The sequence below is a fragment of the Streptomyces sp. 1331.2 genome (genome assembly GCF_900199205.1).
Lineage (GTDB): Bacteria > Actinomycetota > Actinomycetes > Streptomycetales > Streptomycetaceae > Kitasatospora.
On sequence record NZ_OBMJ01000001.1, the window covers coordinates 1,960,524 to 1,974,996 of the forward strand.

The 14,473-nt window shown below is 72.5% G+C and carries 14 protein-coding genes; 8 read left to right on the forward strand and 6 right to left on the reverse strand.

Annotated features, from left to right (window positions below; translation table 11 throughout):
- Positions 1-137 precede the first annotated feature (137 nt).
- From glnII to CRP52_RS08195, 4 genes are all read right to left on the reverse strand, one after another.
- Positions 138-1,160, reverse strand: a complete 1,023-nt coding sequence (gene glnII / locus CRP52_RS08180) for a glutamine synthetase (RefSeq protein ID WP_097235789.1) — start codon at positions 1,158-1,160, stop codon at positions 138-140.
- 175 nt (positions 1,161-1,335) lie between these two features.
- Positions 1,336-2,316: an SCO1860 family LAETG-anchored protein gene (locus CRP52_RS08185; RefSeq protein WP_306458845.1), complete on the reverse strand. Its 981-nt coding sequence runs from the start codon at positions 2,314-2,316 to the stop codon at positions 1,336-1,338.
- A 153-nt stretch (positions 2,317-2,469) separates the two neighbouring features.
- Positions 2,470-3,147, reverse strand: coding sequence for a uracil-DNA glycosylase (locus CRP52_RS08190; protein ID WP_097235791.1), 678 nt, complete (start codon positions 3,145-3,147; stop codon positions 2,470-2,472).
- Between the two features lie 46 nt (positions 3,148-3,193).
- A complete protein-coding gene (locus CRP52_RS08195; RefSeq protein ID WP_097235792.1) occupies positions 3,194-4,285 on the reverse strand; it encodes an amidohydrolase family protein in 1,092 nt (363 codons plus the stop codon).
- Positions 4,286-4,391: 106 nt separating this feature from the next.
- Between CRP52_RS08195 and CRP52_RS08200 the strand changes: the two genes are divergently transcribed.
- On the forward strand, positions 4,392-5,507 hold the full coding sequence (locus CRP52_RS08200) for a pyridoxal-phosphate-dependent aminotransferase family protein (protein ID WP_257032356.1): 1,116 nt from the start codon (positions 4,392-4,394) through the stop codon (positions 5,505-5,507).
- A 51-nt stretch (positions 5,508-5,558) separates the two neighbouring features.
- On the opposite strand, the gene CRP52_RS08205 is transcribed toward CRP52_RS08200, so the two are convergent.
- Positions 5,559-7,199: an APC family permease gene (locus tag CRP52_RS08205; RefSeq protein WP_097235793.1), complete on the reverse strand. Its 1,641-nt coding sequence runs from the start codon at positions 7,197-7,199 to the stop codon at positions 5,559-5,561.
- A gap of 143 nt (positions 7,200-7,342) precedes the next feature.
- Positions 7,343-8,077, reverse strand: a complete 735-nt coding sequence (locus tag CRP52_RS08210) for a GntR family transcriptional regulator (protein WP_097239929.1) — start codon at positions 8,075-8,077, stop codon at positions 7,343-7,345.
- A gap of 490 nt (positions 8,078-8,567) precedes the next feature.
- Between CRP52_RS08210 and CRP52_RS08215 the strand changes: the two genes are divergently transcribed.
- The 7 genes from CRP52_RS08215 (at position 8,568) to CRP52_RS08245 (ending at position 14,444) form a co-directional block, all read left to right on the forward strand.
- Positions 8,568-9,731: an ABC transporter substrate-binding protein gene (locus CRP52_RS08215; protein ID WP_097235794.1), complete on the forward strand. Its 1,164-nt coding sequence runs from the start codon at positions 8,568-8,570 to the stop codon at positions 9,729-9,731.
- Positions 9,732-9,737: 6 nt separating this feature from the next.
- The gene (locus tag CRP52_RS08220) at positions 9,738-10,754 is read left to right on the forward strand and encodes an ABC transporter permease (protein ID WP_097235795.1); all 1,017 of its coding nucleotides are present in this window, start codon (positions 9,738-9,740) and stop codon (positions 10,752-10,754) included.
- The gene (locus tag CRP52_RS08225) at positions 10,754-11,563 is read left to right on the forward strand and encodes an ABC transporter permease (protein WP_373560546.1); all 810 of its coding nucleotides are present in this window, start codon (positions 10,754-10,756) and stop codon (positions 11,561-11,563) included. Before CRP52_RS08220 ends, CRP52_RS08225 begins: the two co-directional genes overlap by 1 nt.
- Positions 11,564-11,594: 31 nt before the next feature.
- Entirely contained in the window at positions 11,595-12,671 is a 1,077-nt protein-coding gene (locus tag CRP52_RS08230; protein WP_097235796.1) for an ABC transporter ATP-binding protein, read from the forward strand.
- A gap of 113 nt (positions 12,672-12,784) precedes the next feature.
- Complete coding sequence (locus tag CRP52_RS08235) at positions 12,785-13,483, forward strand: HAD family hydrolase (protein WP_097235797.1); 699 nt, start codon at positions 12,785-12,787, stop codon at positions 13,481-13,483.
- Position 13,484: 1 nt separating this feature from the next.
- The gene (locus CRP52_RS08240; RefSeq protein WP_097235798.1) at positions 13,485-13,805 is read left to right on the forward strand and encodes a DMT family transporter; all 321 of its coding nucleotides are present in this window, start codon (positions 13,485-13,487) and stop codon (positions 13,803-13,805) included.
- 147 nt (positions 13,806-13,952) lie between these two features.
- Positions 13,953-14,444, forward strand: a complete 492-nt coding sequence (locus tag CRP52_RS08245) for a hypothetical protein (RefSeq protein ID WP_097235799.1) — start codon at positions 13,953-13,955, stop codon at positions 14,442-14,444.
- The last annotated feature ends 29 nt before the right edge of the window (positions 14,445-14,473 follow it).

A 14,473-nucleotide genomic window follows, 5' to 3' on the forward strand; every position in this document is an offset into this window, starting at 1 on the left:
CGTTCGACACCGTCCGCAGGACCCGGAAGGACCGCCGGACGCGGAAAGACCGCCGGACGCGGAAAGACCGCCGGGCCTCCCCTCACGAGGAGGGGAGGCCCGGCGGTGGGTGTTGCCGTGTGCCCGGGGGCGGCGGATCAGACCTGGCCGGCCTTCTCCAGGGCCTCGCAGCAGGTGTTGATCAGGAGGCGGGTGACCACGTACGGGTCGATGTTGGCGTTCGGGCGGCGGTCCTCGATGTAGCCCTTCTGCTCCACCTCGACCTGCCACGGGATGCGCACGGAGGCACCGCGGTTGGAGACGCCGTAGCTGTAGACGTTCCACGGGGCGGTCTCGTGCTTGCCGGTGAGGCGGGACTGGATGTCGTCACCGTACTGGTTGACGTGCTCCAGCACCTTCTCCTGGGAGGCGCCGAGCGACTCGCAGGCCGTGATGATGGCGTCGTAGCCCTCGCGCATCGCCTTGGTGGAGAAGTTGGTGTGGGCGCCCGCGCCGTTCCAGTCGCCCCGGGCCGGCTTGGCGTCCAGGGTGGCGTCGATGCCGAACTCCTCGGCGGTGCGGTAGAGCAGGTAGCGGGCGATCCACAGGTCGTCCGAGACGGTCAGCGAGTCGACCGGGCCGATCTGGAACTCCCACTGGCCGGGCATGACCTCGGCGTTGATGCCGCAGATCGCCAGGCCGGCGTCGAGGCAGCGGTCCAGGTGCAGCTCGACGATCTCGCGGCCGAAGACCTCCTCGGCGCCGACGCCGCAGTAGTAGCCGCCCTGCGGGGCCGGGTAGCCGCCCTCCGGGAAGCCGAGCGGGCGGGAGCCCTTGAAGAAGGTGTACTCCTGCTCGATGCCGAAGATCGACTCCTGGGCGGCGTACTTCTCGTGGACCTCACGCAGCAGGGCGCGGGTGTTGGACTCGTGCGGGGTGCCGTCCGTCTCCAGGACCTCGCAGAGGACGAGGATGTGGTCGCCGCCGCGGATCGGGTCCGGAACGACCTTCACCGGCTCCAGCACGCGGTCCGAGGCGTGGCCCTCGGCCTGGTTGGTCGAGGAACCGTCGAAGCCCCAGGTCGGGATCTTGTCGGCGTTGGGCAGGACGCGAGTCTTGGAACGGAGCTTCGCGGTCGGCTTGGTGCCGTCGATCCAGATGTACTCGGCCTTGATTGCCACGGCTGGTCCCTCGCATTGCTGGGTGGTGGGTGCCCGCGTAGCGTCGCAAGCCGCCGTTTCCCGGTTGTTCCTCTCATGTAACGCGCATGTGAACCAACCGTCCGCATTGGCACGGTCACGGTGCGGGAGTGCCGGGCACGGCACTCCCGCCGCATGGAGTGCCCAGGCGGAATGTCTAGTTCCGGCGCGCGTGCGCGGCCCGGCGGCGCCGGGTGGCCCAGAGCGCGGCCGCCCCGCCCGCGAGCAGGGCGGCGGCTCCGGCGGCCAGCGGGCCGGTGGCGCTGCTGCCGCCGGTGGCGGCCAGCTTGTCCGGCTGCTCGGGCTTCTCCACCGCGGCCTGCGGGGCGGCGGTGCGCGAGGCGGCGGTGTCGGCCACCGGCCGGGCGGCGGGCGCGCTGGTCGGCGCGGTGCCGGGGGTGCCGGGAGTGCCGGTCGTGGGCGGGGTGGCGGTGGGCGCGGAGGGCTTCTCGCAGCTCACCGAGGCGACGGTGATCCTCCCGCTGACCTTGGCGACGTTCAGGTTCAGCGGGTTGACCTCCACCTGCACCTCCAGTGCCGAGGCGGCGGCGGTGGTCGTGGTGGTGGTCTTCTTGGAGAACTCCACCGACACGCTGCCGATCAGCGGCACGTCCACGTTGGTCGGCCCGTACAGGCCGACGGTGACCGGCTTGCCGAGGACGGTGAGCTTGGCGGGCGCGACCACGTCCGCGGTCGGCTGCCCGTCGACCGGGCAGGTCGCCTCGGCGCTCATCGCCTCCAGTCCGAGCAGCGCGGTGGCGGGCAGGCCGGGGGCGTGCACGTCGGCATTGACCAGCTTGACGGAGGCGGCGGTGCCCTTGGCGTCGGCGCGGGTCACGGACTTGCCGATGTCCGCCTTGACCAGGGTGACCGGGCCGGTCTGGTCGACTCCGGCCACCGTGGCGGTGAGGACCGAACCCTCCCGCTGCTCGGGCGTCTCCACCTTGTTGAGCGCGATGTTCACCGGGACGTCCACGGCGTTGTTCAACAGCTTGACGTCCAGGGCGAGTTCGGCGGTGACGGCGCGCGCCTTCCCCGGCGAAGGCGGGGTCGACGGGCCGGCCTGGACGGGCCCGGCGGTGAGCGCGGTGCTCGCCACCACGACGACAGCTGCAGAAACGATTCGGCGAGAAGACAAGGCGGTACCCCCACACAGATGAAACGATGAGCCGCCAGTCTTCTCGAACTATCCGTCACATGAGCAACACGGAAAGTCATTTCACCCGTTGGAGTGAGATTGACGTTCCGCGCTGACCGGACTCTGCTACAACCGGACTCTGCTACAGCAGCCCTACGGCAGCCGCCAGTCCACCGGCTGCGCCCCCTGCCGCACCAGCAGCTCGTTCGCCCGGCTGAACGGCCGCGAGCCGAAGAAGCCCCCGCTCGCCGAGTACGGGCTCGGGTGCGCCGACTCGATCGCCGGGACCTCCCCGAGCAGCGGCCTCAGGTTCCGGGCGTCACGCCCCCAGAGGATCGCCACCAGCGGCCCGCCGCGCGCCACCAGCGCCCGGATCGCCTGCTCGGTGACCTCCTCCCAGCCCTTGCCCCGGTGCGCGGCCGGCTTGCGCGGCGCGGTGGTCAGGGCGCGGTTGAGCAGCAGCACGCCCTGCTGCGTCCACGGCGTGAGGTCCCCGTTGGACGGCTGCGGCAGGCCGAGGTCCTGGCCGTACTCCTGGAAGATGTTGATCAGGCTGGCCGGGATCGGCCGCACCTCCGGACCCACCGAGAAGCTGAGCCCGACGGCGTGGCCGGGCGTCGGGTACGGGTCCTGCCCGACGATCAGCACCCGCACGTCCGCGAAGGGCTGCTGGAAGGCCCGCAGCACGTTCGGGCCCGAGGGCAGGTACGTACGGCCGGCGGCCAGTTCGGTGCGCAGGAAGTCGCCCATCGCGGCGACCCGTCCGGCGACGGGTTCCAGGGCGGCGGCCCAGCCGGGCTCGACGATCTCGTTCAGTGGACGCGGTGCCATGCTCGCCACCCTATCGGCCTACACGGACAGGGCGTTCAGCGGATGATCATGAGACCGGGCGCCCCCGCAGCACCACCAGGCGCGGGTCCGCGAGCACCCGGACGTCCGCCCGCGGGTCCTCCTCGTACACCACGAAGTCCGCCGGCGCACCCTCCTCCAGCCCCGGCCGACCCAGCCACTCCCGCGCCCCCCAGCTCGCCGCCGACAGCGCCTCGGCCGGGCTCAGCCCCGCCTTCACCAGCTCCGCCACCTCGTCCGCGACCAGTCCGTGGGCGAGCGAGCCGCCCGCGTCCGTGCCCACGAACACCGGGATGCCCGCGTCGTGCGCGGCGCCCACGGTGTCGTACCGGCGCTCGTGCAGCCGCCGCATGTGCGCCGCCCAGGCCGGGAACCTGGCCTCGCCGCCGGCCGCCAGGCCCGGGAAGGTGGCGATGTTGACCAGGGTCGGGACGATGGCGACGCCGCGCTCGGCGAACACCGGGATCAGCTCCTCGGTCAGCCCGGTGGCGTGCTCGACGCAGTCGATTCCGGCCGCCAGCAGGTCCGGCAGCGACTCGGCTGCGAAGCAGTGCGCGGTCACCCGCGCGCCCTCCTCGTGCGCCGCCGCGATCGCCTCGGCCAGCGCGTCGCCGGGCCAGCAGGCGGCGAGGTCGCCGCGCTCGCGGTCGATCCAGTCGCCGACCAGCTTCACCCAGCCGTCCCCGCGCCGGGCCTCGGCCCGGACGTACGCGGCCAGGTCGCCGGGCTCGATCTCGTGTGCGTAGTTGCGGATGTAGCGGCGGGTGCGGGCGATGTGCCGGCCGGCGCGGATGATCCGGGGCAGGTCCTCACGCTCGTCGATCCACCGGGTGTCGGCGGCCGAGCCGGCGTCGCGGATCAGCAGGGTGCCGGCGTCGCGGTCGGTGAGCGCCTGCTTCTCGCTGGTCTCCGCGTCCACCGCGCCGTGCGCGTCCAGGCCGACGTGGCAGTGCGCGTCCACCAGGCCGGGCAGCACCCAGCCGGTCACGGTCCGGACGTCCCCGGCGGTCGTCGGGCGGGTGAAGCTCACCCGGCCGTCCACCACCCAGAGTTCGTCCCGGACGTCCTGCGGACCGACCAGCACCCGACCCCGCACGTGCAGCACCGCGCCATCGCTCATGGCCGCACTCTACCGACGGGCGGGTTCCGTGTAAGCAGTGCGGATGCGGCAGACTCGTTCCGGCACCGACCATCCCCCGTCCCCGTAGCGAGAGGCCCTACCCGACGTGAACGAGCGAAGCGAGCGAGTCATCAAGAGGAGCCCCTTCCTCGACCTCCCCGCGCTCAGCGCCGCCGAGTTCGCGGCGATCGAGGACGGGGTGGCCGCGCTGCTGCACACCGAGGCCGACGTGATCGTCACCCAGGGCGAGGCGCTGCTCCCGCTGGAGGCGGCGATCCGCGGCGCCGCGCACCCGGGCTCGACCGCGCTCAACATCGTCACCGGCCCGTACGGCCAGACCTTCGGCAACTGGCTGCGCTCCTGCGGGGCGACGGTCGTCGACCTGGCCGTGCCCTTCGACAGCGCGGTCGGCGCGCAGCAGGTGGCCGAGGCCCTGGAGGCGAACCCGGCGATCGACTTCGTCTCCCTCGTCCACGCCGAGGCCGCCACCGGCAACACCAACCCGGTCGCCGAGATCGGCGCGGTGGTCCGCGAGCACGGCGCCCTGCTGATGCTCGACGCGGTCGCCTCCGTCGCCGCCGAGCCGCTGCTCACCGACGAGTGGGGCATCGACCTGTGCGTCATCGGCGGTCAGAAGGCGATGGGCGGGCCCGCCGGGGTCTCCGCGGTCTCGGTGTCGGACCGCGCCTGGGAGCGGATCGCCGCCAACCCGGCCGCCCCGCGCCGCTCCTACCTGTCGCTGCTCGACTGGAAGGAGCGCTGGACCGACGCCGGACGCGCCGTACTCCCGCACGCCCCGGCCCAGTTGGAGATGCTCGCGCTCGGCGCCTGCCTGGACCGGATCGCCGCCGACGGCCTGCCCGCCGTGATCGCCCGCCACCGCGCCGCCGCGGCCGCCACCCGGGCCGGCGCCCGCGCCCTCGGCACCCTGGCCCCGTTCGTCACCGAGGACGCCCACGCGGCCCCGGTCGCCACCACCCTGCGCACCCCGGACGGCCTGCACGCGGCGGAACTCGCCGCCCGTCTCGACCCGGCGCTGCCCGTCCAGCCGGGCGGCGGCGCGCTGGCCGCGCGGATGCTGCGGGTCAACCACTACGGCCCGGCGGCCGCGCTGGAGACCGTCAGCGCCTGCCTGACCGCCCTGGCGACGGCCACGAACGCCGACGCCGAGCCGGCCCTGCAGGCCGCCGAGGCGGCCTGGGCGGCGACCGTCAACGGCTAGAAGCGCCGAGCGGCCCCCGAGTCACCTCGGGGGCCGCTCCGTCCAGGGTGCTCAGTGCCCCTCGACCTCCACCACCTCGACACCACGGATGTTCCGCTCGATCTCCTCCGCGGGCAGGGCGACCGCCAGGGCCCAGTAGTAGATCACCAGCGAGAACACCACCACGACGAGGATGTCCCACCAGAGCGGCAGGTTCCCCTGCGAGCCGACGCCGAAGGTGCCCTGCCAGGAGATGATCCCCATCCCGACCAGGTAGACCGGCAGCCACTGCCCCGCTTTGAAGTCCATCCGCGGGGCGTTCGGCACCCCCTTCGACGTGGCGTACGCGGAGTACCCGCCGAGCAGCACGTACCCGATCACGATGGCCAGGCCCAGCCGCCACAGGGTGTCCCAGCCGGACCAGTAGATGACCAGGCTCGCCACCGCGAAGGCCAGCGGCGAGATGACCGTGCCACCGGGCAGGTGGTACGACCGCTCCAGCCCGGGCAGCCGCTTGCGCAGCACGCCGAAGGCCAGCGGCGCGCCCGCGTACATCAGGACGACCGCCGAGGTGATGAAGCCGACCAGCCGCTGCCAGCTCGGGAAGGGCAGGAAGCAGATCACGCCGGCGACCCAGGCGATGATCAGGCCCAGCCATGGCACCGAGTTGCGGTCGGTGTACTGCAGGGCCTGCGGCGCGTAGCCGTTGCGGCTCAGGCCGTACGTGACCCGGGAGCTGGAGGTGATGTAGACCAGCCCGGTGCCGGCCGGCGAGATCACGGCGTCGATGAAGAGGATCGTCGCCAGCCAGCCGAGCCCGATCAGCGTCGCGAGGCCCGCGAACGGGCCGCTGATGCCGGGGTAGTCCAGCGTGTCCCAGCCGCCCGCGAAGGTCGACGGCGGCAGGGCGCCGATGAACACCACCTGGAGCATCACGTAGACGATCGTGCCGATCACCACCGACCCGAGGACGGCTCGGGGGATGTCCCGACGGGGGTTGCGGCTCTCCCCCGCCCACTGGATGGCCTGTTCGAAGCCGAGCAGCGCGAAGATCACGCCGCTGGTGCTGATCGCGGCGAGCACGCCCTTGGCGCCGTCCGGTGCGAAGCCGTGGACGGTGAAGTTGGAGCCGTGGAACTCGGTGAGCCCGAGCGCGAAGATCGTCAGGATCGGGACGGCGACCTTCCACACGGTGGCCACGCTGTTGGTGTGGGCGAGCAGTCGGACGCCGAGGAAGTTGATCGCGACGAACAAACCCATCAGCGCGGCCGCGACCACGAAGCCCGTCCCGGTCAGCGTCAGGTCCTCGTTCAGGAAGCCGTCCGCCCAGGACCAGTGCCGGGCGTAGTTGATCATCGCCTGAACCTCGATCGGCGCGATCGTCGCCGCCTGGAGCCAGGTGAACCAGCCGAACGACATTCCCGCGAACCCGCCGAAGGCGTAGTGCGGATACCGCGCCGTGCCGCCCGCCACCGGGAACAGCCCACCCAGCTCGGCGTGGATCAGCGCCAGCAGGATGATCGCCACCGCGCCGATGGCCCAGGACACCAGCGCCGCGGGTCCTGCCGCCACCGCCGCCTTCTGCGCGCCGAACAGCCAGCCGGACCCGATGATCGCGCCGACCGAGGCCCAGAGCAGTCCGATGACGCCGACCTCGCGCTTGAGCTCGGTATGTCCTGCGGCGGGTGGGGTCGTGGTGTTGGGATGGGCCATGGCACAGCGCCTCTCAGGTGGGGGAAATCCTCCCGACAGTGCCGCAGCACCCCGGACTCCCCGCGCCGCAACGCGCTGAACCCCAGCCCCCTCACCCGAATGGCCGTTGACGGGTGCACCGCCGGAGGCGAGCGGGCGAATATTCAGTCCATCTCCCGCGCGTGCCGCGAAAGCGCCGACGTGGCCAGCGAGTTGTGCACGCTGAACGCCACCGTGCCGGGCAGGTAGCGGTCCTGGGACCACTCCACCGGTGTGCCCGTCGGGTCGGTCGTCCGGCGCCGCTCGCGCAGCAGCGGGCTGCCCCGGCGGCAGCCGAGCAGTCGGGCGTCCTCCGCGTTGGCCGCCACCACGTCGATCGTGTGGTCGGCGTCGGTGAACAGGATGCCGTGCTCGCGCAGCACCTCGGTGTGCGAGACCACGTCCGGCGGCAGTTCGGCGACGATCTCGCCGACCCGCGGCGGGTAGACGGTGCGCTCGACCATCACCGGCGTACCGGACAGGGTGCGCAGCCGGACCGTCACGTACACGTCGGCGCCCGGCTCCAGGCGCAGCTGCTCGCGCTCGGCGGCGTCGGCCGGGCGGCGGACCAGCGAGTCCAGGATGCCGCCGGGCTCCTCGCCCATCGAGTACGCCCAGTGCGTGAAGCTGAGCAGTTCGGAGAAGCTCTGCACCCGGGCGCCGCCGAGCACCACCCGGCGGGTGCCGCGGCGGGAGGTGACCAGCCCGTCGGAGCGCAGCACCGCGAGCGCCTGGCGGACGGTGCCGCGGGAGACGCCGTACTGCTCGGCCAGCGCGCCCTCGGCAGGCAGCCGGCCGGCCTCGCCGAAGGCGCCGGTGGTGATGGCCTCGCGCAGGTCGGCGGCCACCTTCCGGTACAGCGCGCCGGCGGCCCGCTCCTCGGCCGCGACAGGGCGCCCCTCGGTGGCGGGGCGTTCCGCGGCCTCGGGGCGCTGGGGCTCTGTTGCCACGTCAGTCAATGTCCCTCCTGGGGCGGTGTCCTGCGCAGCGGTGCCGGCGCGGACGGTCCGACCCTATCCCGCTGCGTCTTCGAAGCATCGCACCGAACGGATCACGCTCCGATGGCCGGATTCCACCGTTCCCGCAGCCGACCCCGGTTCTGGGCCGTCCGTTCACCTTCCCGTCACCGAGCTCCGGCGTACTTAGGCCCGTCAGCGAAGTTGGCTAGTCAACTCGGACGGCTCCGAACGGTCCGACGGACGGTTCCCCCCGACCCGACGGACGGTTCCGAAACAACCCGACGGACGGTTCCGGACAGCCCCCGAAGCCCGGACCACTCCGGACCGCCACTCGCCAGATCCCCCGATCGAGACGCCCACTCGCAGTTCCCCCTTCTCAGGAGACTGACCCGTGTCCGTGCACCGCGCCCGCTCCGCCGCCTTCGCGGCCGTCCTGACCGCTGCCGCGCTCTCCCTCACCGCCTGCGGCTCCGCGGGCTCCTCCGCGAAGTCCGGCGACGCCGCGGGCGGCAAGAACGCCAAGACCGCCACCTCGGTCGCCGACTTCGGCGGCATGGACGGCCTGGTCGCCGCAGCCAAGAAGGAGGGCAAGCTGCACGCCATCACGCTGCCGCGCGACTGGGCGAACTACGGCAAGCTGATGGACGACTTCAAGGCCAAGTACGGCATCGAGATCGAGGACGAGAACCCGGACGGTTCCAGCCAGGACGAGATCAACGCGGTCACCTCCCGCAAGGGCCAGGACCGCGCCCCCGACGTCGTCGACCTCGGCTCGGCCTTCGCGATCAGCGCCGCCAAGCAGGGCCTGCTGGCCCCGTACAAGGTGGCCGACTTCGACAAGATCCCGGACACCATGAAGGACCCGGCGGGCCTGCGCTACAACGACTACGGCGGCTACATGTCGATCGGCTGCGACGCCAAGAAGGTGTCCGTCTGCCCGAAGACCTTCGCCGACCTGCTGAAGCCCGACTACAAGGGCATGGTCGCGCTCAACGGCAACCCGACCAAGGCCGGTGCCGCCTTCGGCGCCGTCTACGCGGCGGCGCTCGCCAACGGCGGCTCGCTGGACAACATCCAGCCCGGCATCGACTTCTTCGGCAAGGTCAAGCAGGCCGGCAACTTCAACCCGGTCGAGGTCACCCCGGCGACCATCGAGAAGGGCGAGACCCCGATCAGCATCGACTGGTCGTACCTGAACGCCGGCTACAGCGACAAGTTCAAGGACAAGGGCATCGACTGGCAGGTGGCCATCCCCTCGGACGGCTCCTACGCCCAGTACTACAACCAGGCGATCAACAAGGACGCCCCGCACCCGGCCGCCGCGCGCCTGTGGGAGGAGTACCTCTACAGCGCCCAGGGCCAGAACGGCTTCCTCGGCGGCTACGCCACCCCCGCCCTGTTCGACGCCATGAAGGCCGCCGGCACCCTCGACGCGGCCGCCGCCGCCAAGCTCCCGGCCGTCGAGAAGCCCTTCACCACCTTCCCGACCCAGGACCAGACGGACGCGGCCAAGAAGACCGTGACCGAGAACTGGGCCAAGGCGATCGCGGGCTGACCTGAGATGACCACGGCTCCCACCCCGGTGCCGGCCACCGCCTCCGCCGCCCAGCGCGGCGGGGGCGCCCCCGGCCCCGCAACCCCCAGCACCACGGCCGCGACCACCGCGCCCACCAAGGCCACGAAGGCCACCACCGCCGAAGCCGCCAAGGCCCCCCGCCCCGGCCGGCGCCGGTCCGGCGGCAGCCGCGCCTGGCTCGCCGCCCTCCCCCTGCTGCTGTTCTTCGTGATCGGCTTCGGCCTGCCCGCCGTCGCGATCGCCATCGGCGCGTTCACCACCTCCTCGGACGCCCCCGACGGCGGCGGCACCTTCACCACCGACAACCTCACCGGCTCCCTCCAGGGCGCCTACTGGACGGCCCTGTGGGGCAGCGTGAAGCTCTCGCTGCTGACCGCACTGATCGCCACCGTCGTCGGCCTGCCGCTGGCCCAGGCCGTGGCAACCTCCCGGTTCCGGATGTTCCGCGAGGCCGTGATGTCCGCCTCCGGCGTGCTCGCCAACTTCGGCGGCGTGCCGCTGGCCTTCATGTTCGTCGCCACCCTCGGCAACTCCGGCGAGGTCACCAAGAAGCTCGGGCTGACCGCGCACGGCTGGAGCCTCTACACCTTCTCCGGCCTGTCCGTGGTCTACCTCTACTTCCTGGTCCCGCTGATGGTCATCACCGTCACCCCGGCCCTGGAGGGCCTGCGCGTCCAGTGGCGCGAGGCCGCCTACAACAACGGCGCCACCGCCCTGCAGTACTGGCGGCACGTGGCCCTGCCCGTCCTGCTGCCCTCGCTGCTCGGCGGCTTCGTCCTGCTGTTCGGCGCCTCCTTCGCCGCGTACGCCACCGCCGAGGCCATGGTGGGCAGTTCGGTGCCGCTGATCTCGATGCAGATCGGCGACGCCCTGTCCGGCAACGTCCTGGTCGGCCAGGGCAACCTCGCCCTCGCCCTCGGCCTCGACATGATCGTGGTCGCCTGCCTGGTGATGGCCGTGTACCTGCCCCTTCAGCGCCGGAGTGCCAAGTGGCTCGCCTGATCGAACGCATCCGTTTCGGCCGCGGCCTGGTGCTGCTGCTCTGCGGCATCTACTTCGCCGTGCCGATGGCCGCCTCGCTGTGGTTCAGCATCGACGACAACAAGGGCGGCACCACCTTCCGCGCCTACACCGAGCTGCTGAACGCCCCCGGCTTCACCGACAGCCTGGTGCTCAGCCTCGAACTGGCCGGCGTCACCGTCGCGGTGCTGCTGCTCCTGCTCGTCCCGGCGATGCTCGCCTCCCGGCTCGGCGCGCCCAGGCTGCGCCCGGTGATCGAGGTGCTGTGCTCCATGCCGCTGGTCGTCCCGGTGGTCGCGCTCACCACCGGCATCATCGGCGTGCTGCGCTGGGGCCCGGACTACCTGCAGGACACCCCGCTGTTCCAGACCATCGTGGCGATCCAGAACCCGGACTTCCCGATCGTCCTGGTCATCGCGTACGTGCTGATGGCGCTGCCCTTCGCCTACCGGGCGATCGACGCCGGACTGCGCGGCGTGGACGTCGTCACCCTGGTCGAGGCCGCCCGCAACTGCGGCGCCGGCTGGCTGCGCGCGGTGTTCACCGTCGTCCTGCCCAACCTGCGCAGCGCGCTGCTGAACGCGGCCGTGCTCACCGTCGCCCTGGTGCTCGGCGAGTTCACCACCGCCTCCATCCTCGGCTTCGCCCCCTTCTCGGTGTGGATCAACTCCAACGGCAAGAGCGACGGCCAGATGTCCGTCGCGGTCTCCATGCTCAGCCTGCTGATCGTCTGGCTGGTCCTGCTGTTGATGTCCGCCGCCGGCCGCGGCCGCAAGACCGCCCGGTCCTGAACCACCCCACGCTCTCCAGGAGTCACCCGCCATGACCACGGCCACCCTCCCCGACCGGACCGCCACCGGCAGCGCCACCGTCGAGTTCCGCGCGCTGCGCCGCTCCTTCGGCGCCACCACCGCCCTGGACGGCCTGGACCTCACCGTCCGGCCGGGCGAACTGCTCGCCCTGCTCGGCCCGTCCGGCTGCGGCAAGACCACCGCGCTGCGCATCCTGGCCGGCTTCGAACAGCACGACTCCGGCGAGGTCCTGGTCGACGGCCGGGACATCACCGCGATCCCCGCGCACAAGCGCGACGCCGGCATGGTGTTCCAGTCGTACAGCCTCTTCCCGCACCTGACCGCGCTGGACAACGTCGCCTTCGGGCTGCGGATGCGCGGCGCCGGCAAGGCCGAGCGCCGCAAGCGCGCCCACGAGCTGCTGGAGCTGGTCGGCCTGCCGCACCGCGCCGAGCACTACCCGCACCAGATGTCCGGCGGCCAGCAGCAGCGCATCGCGCTCGCCCGCGCGCTCGCCCTGCAGCCGCGCGTGCTGCTGCTGGACGAGCCGCTGTCCGCGCTCGACGCCAAGGTCCGCCTCCAGCTGCGCGAGGAGATCCGGCGCCTGCAGCAGGAGTTGGGCATCACCACCCTGTTCGTCACCCACGACCAGGAGGAGGCGCTGTCCATGGCCGACCGCGTCGCCGTGCTGCGCGCGGGCCGGCTGGAGCAGTGCGCCACCCCGTCCGAGCTGTACGGCCGGCCGGCCACCGCCTTCGTCGCCGAGTTCGTCGGCACCATGAGCCGCATCCCGTGCGCCCGCACCTCGGACGGCGTCGAGGTGCTCGGCCGCCGCCACGCGGTGGACGGCGAGATCCCGGCCGACGGCGAGCTGCAGGTGCTGGTCCGCCCGGAGAACGTCACCCTGACCCCCGCCGCGGACGGCCCGGCGCTGGTCGTCTCCGCGTCCTTCCTGGGCGCCGTCACCCGGATCACCGTCCGCCTCGCCGACGGCACCGAGGTCAAGGCCGACCTGCCCACCGAGGCCACCGCCGCCCTGCCGGTCGGCTCGCACGCCGAGCTCACCCTGCCGCAGCGCCCCGTGCTGGTGGACCGCCGTCCCGCCTGACCCGCGTAGCCCGCCTGACCCGTGTAGCCAGCCCGACCCGCCTGGCCCGCCTGACCCTCGCAGAACGCGCTCTGCGAGAATCACCCGAGCTGAACCACCCCGAAGGTACCGCCATGCCTGAATCCCCCCTGCCCGCCTCCCCCGGGCTCCCCGCCGCCGTCCTGTTCGACATGGACGGCACCCTGGTCGACACCGAGCAGCTGTGGTGGCAGACCGCCGCCGAGGTCGCCGAGGAGCTGCACCACCCGCTCACCGACCGGGACGCCCCCGAAGTCCTCGGCCAGGCCGTCGAGCACACCGCCGCCCACCTGCACCGGGTCAGCGGCACCACCCTCAGCGAGGCCGAACTCGCCGCCCGGCTGGGCGACTCCTTCGCCGGCAAGGTCGCCGCCGAGACGGTTCCGCGCCCCGGCGCGCTCGCCCTGCTGGCGTCCCTGCGCGACGCCCGGGTGCCCACCGCGCTGGTCTCCGCCTCCCCGCGCCGGGTGGTCGACCTCGTGCTGTCCGCCATCGGCCGGGACTGGTTCGCCGTCACCCTCGCCGCCGAGGACACCGCCCGCACCAAGCCCGCGCCCGACCCGTACCTCGCAGCCGCCGAACGGCTCGGCCTCGACCCGGCCAGCTGCGTCGCCGTCGAGGACACCCCCACCGGGGTCGCCTCCGCCAGCGCGGCCGGCTGCGCCGTGCTCGCCGTGCCGTCCACCGCCACCCCGATGCCGGACGGCGACCGGATCACCCTGCTCGCCAGCCTGGAGCAGGCCGACCTCGCGCTGCTCGGGAAGATCACCGCCGCGCCGCCGGTTCGACCCTGACATGCCCTACGTCCTGCTCGCCCTCGCCATCCTGAGCGAGGTCTGCGCCACCAGCTGCCTCAAGCTCACCGAGGGGTTCACCCGCCTCTGGCCGAGCCTGGGGGTCGGCGTCGGCTACGCGCTCTCCTTCCTGCTGCTGGGCCGCGCCCTCAAGCACATCCCGGTCTCGGTCGCGTACGCGGTCTGGTCGGGCGCCGGGACGGCGGCGGTCGCCGGGATCGGCGTGGTCGCCTTCGGCGAATCGCTCGGGCGGCTGCAGTGGCTGGGGATCGCGCTGGTGATCGCCGGGGTGGTCGTGATCAACCTCAAGAGCAGCCACTGAGGCGAATCCGACGCATCTGAAGCATCTGACGCATCTGGCACATCTGACGCATCGTCAGTTCGTGAAACAGCTGGTCAACTCGCGCATGGGAGCGGGAAGTCGGAGGGGCCGACTTCCCGCTCCCGGCCGTTCGCTACGGTGTCCCCCATGACGGACCCCAGGCCCCACCACTACCGCTTCGTCCACCGCGAGCTCGCCCGCCAGGTGCTCGAATTCGGCCCGCGAGTGGCCACCCCGGCCCCGGACGGCGGCAGCCTGCTGCCCGTCATCACCCGGATCTGGGACGGCCTCGCCCAGACCCTCCCGCCCGAGGACCGCCTGCCCGGCCACGGCCTCGACTGCCGCCACCTGTCGGTCGACGGCCACCACCTGCTGCTGGTCACCCTGCCCACCCCGGTCGGCGCCACCGAGGCCCACTTCGTCGCCGCCGTCCACCCCAAGGGCGGCAAGACCGTCCGCTACCTGACCCTGGAGCACGCCTTCCACCCCCTCGACGGCAGCCCCGGCACCGTCCTCGGCGAGTGGACCCCCCAGGGCCACCTCAACCACGGGCCCGGGCCCTCCCCCGTCGCCGAACTGTTCGTCACCGCCGTCGCCCGGCTCGTCACCCCGGCGAAGCGCGGCTTCTGGCGCCACTGAAGCAACCCGCTGCCCCCTCCTGCTCGCCG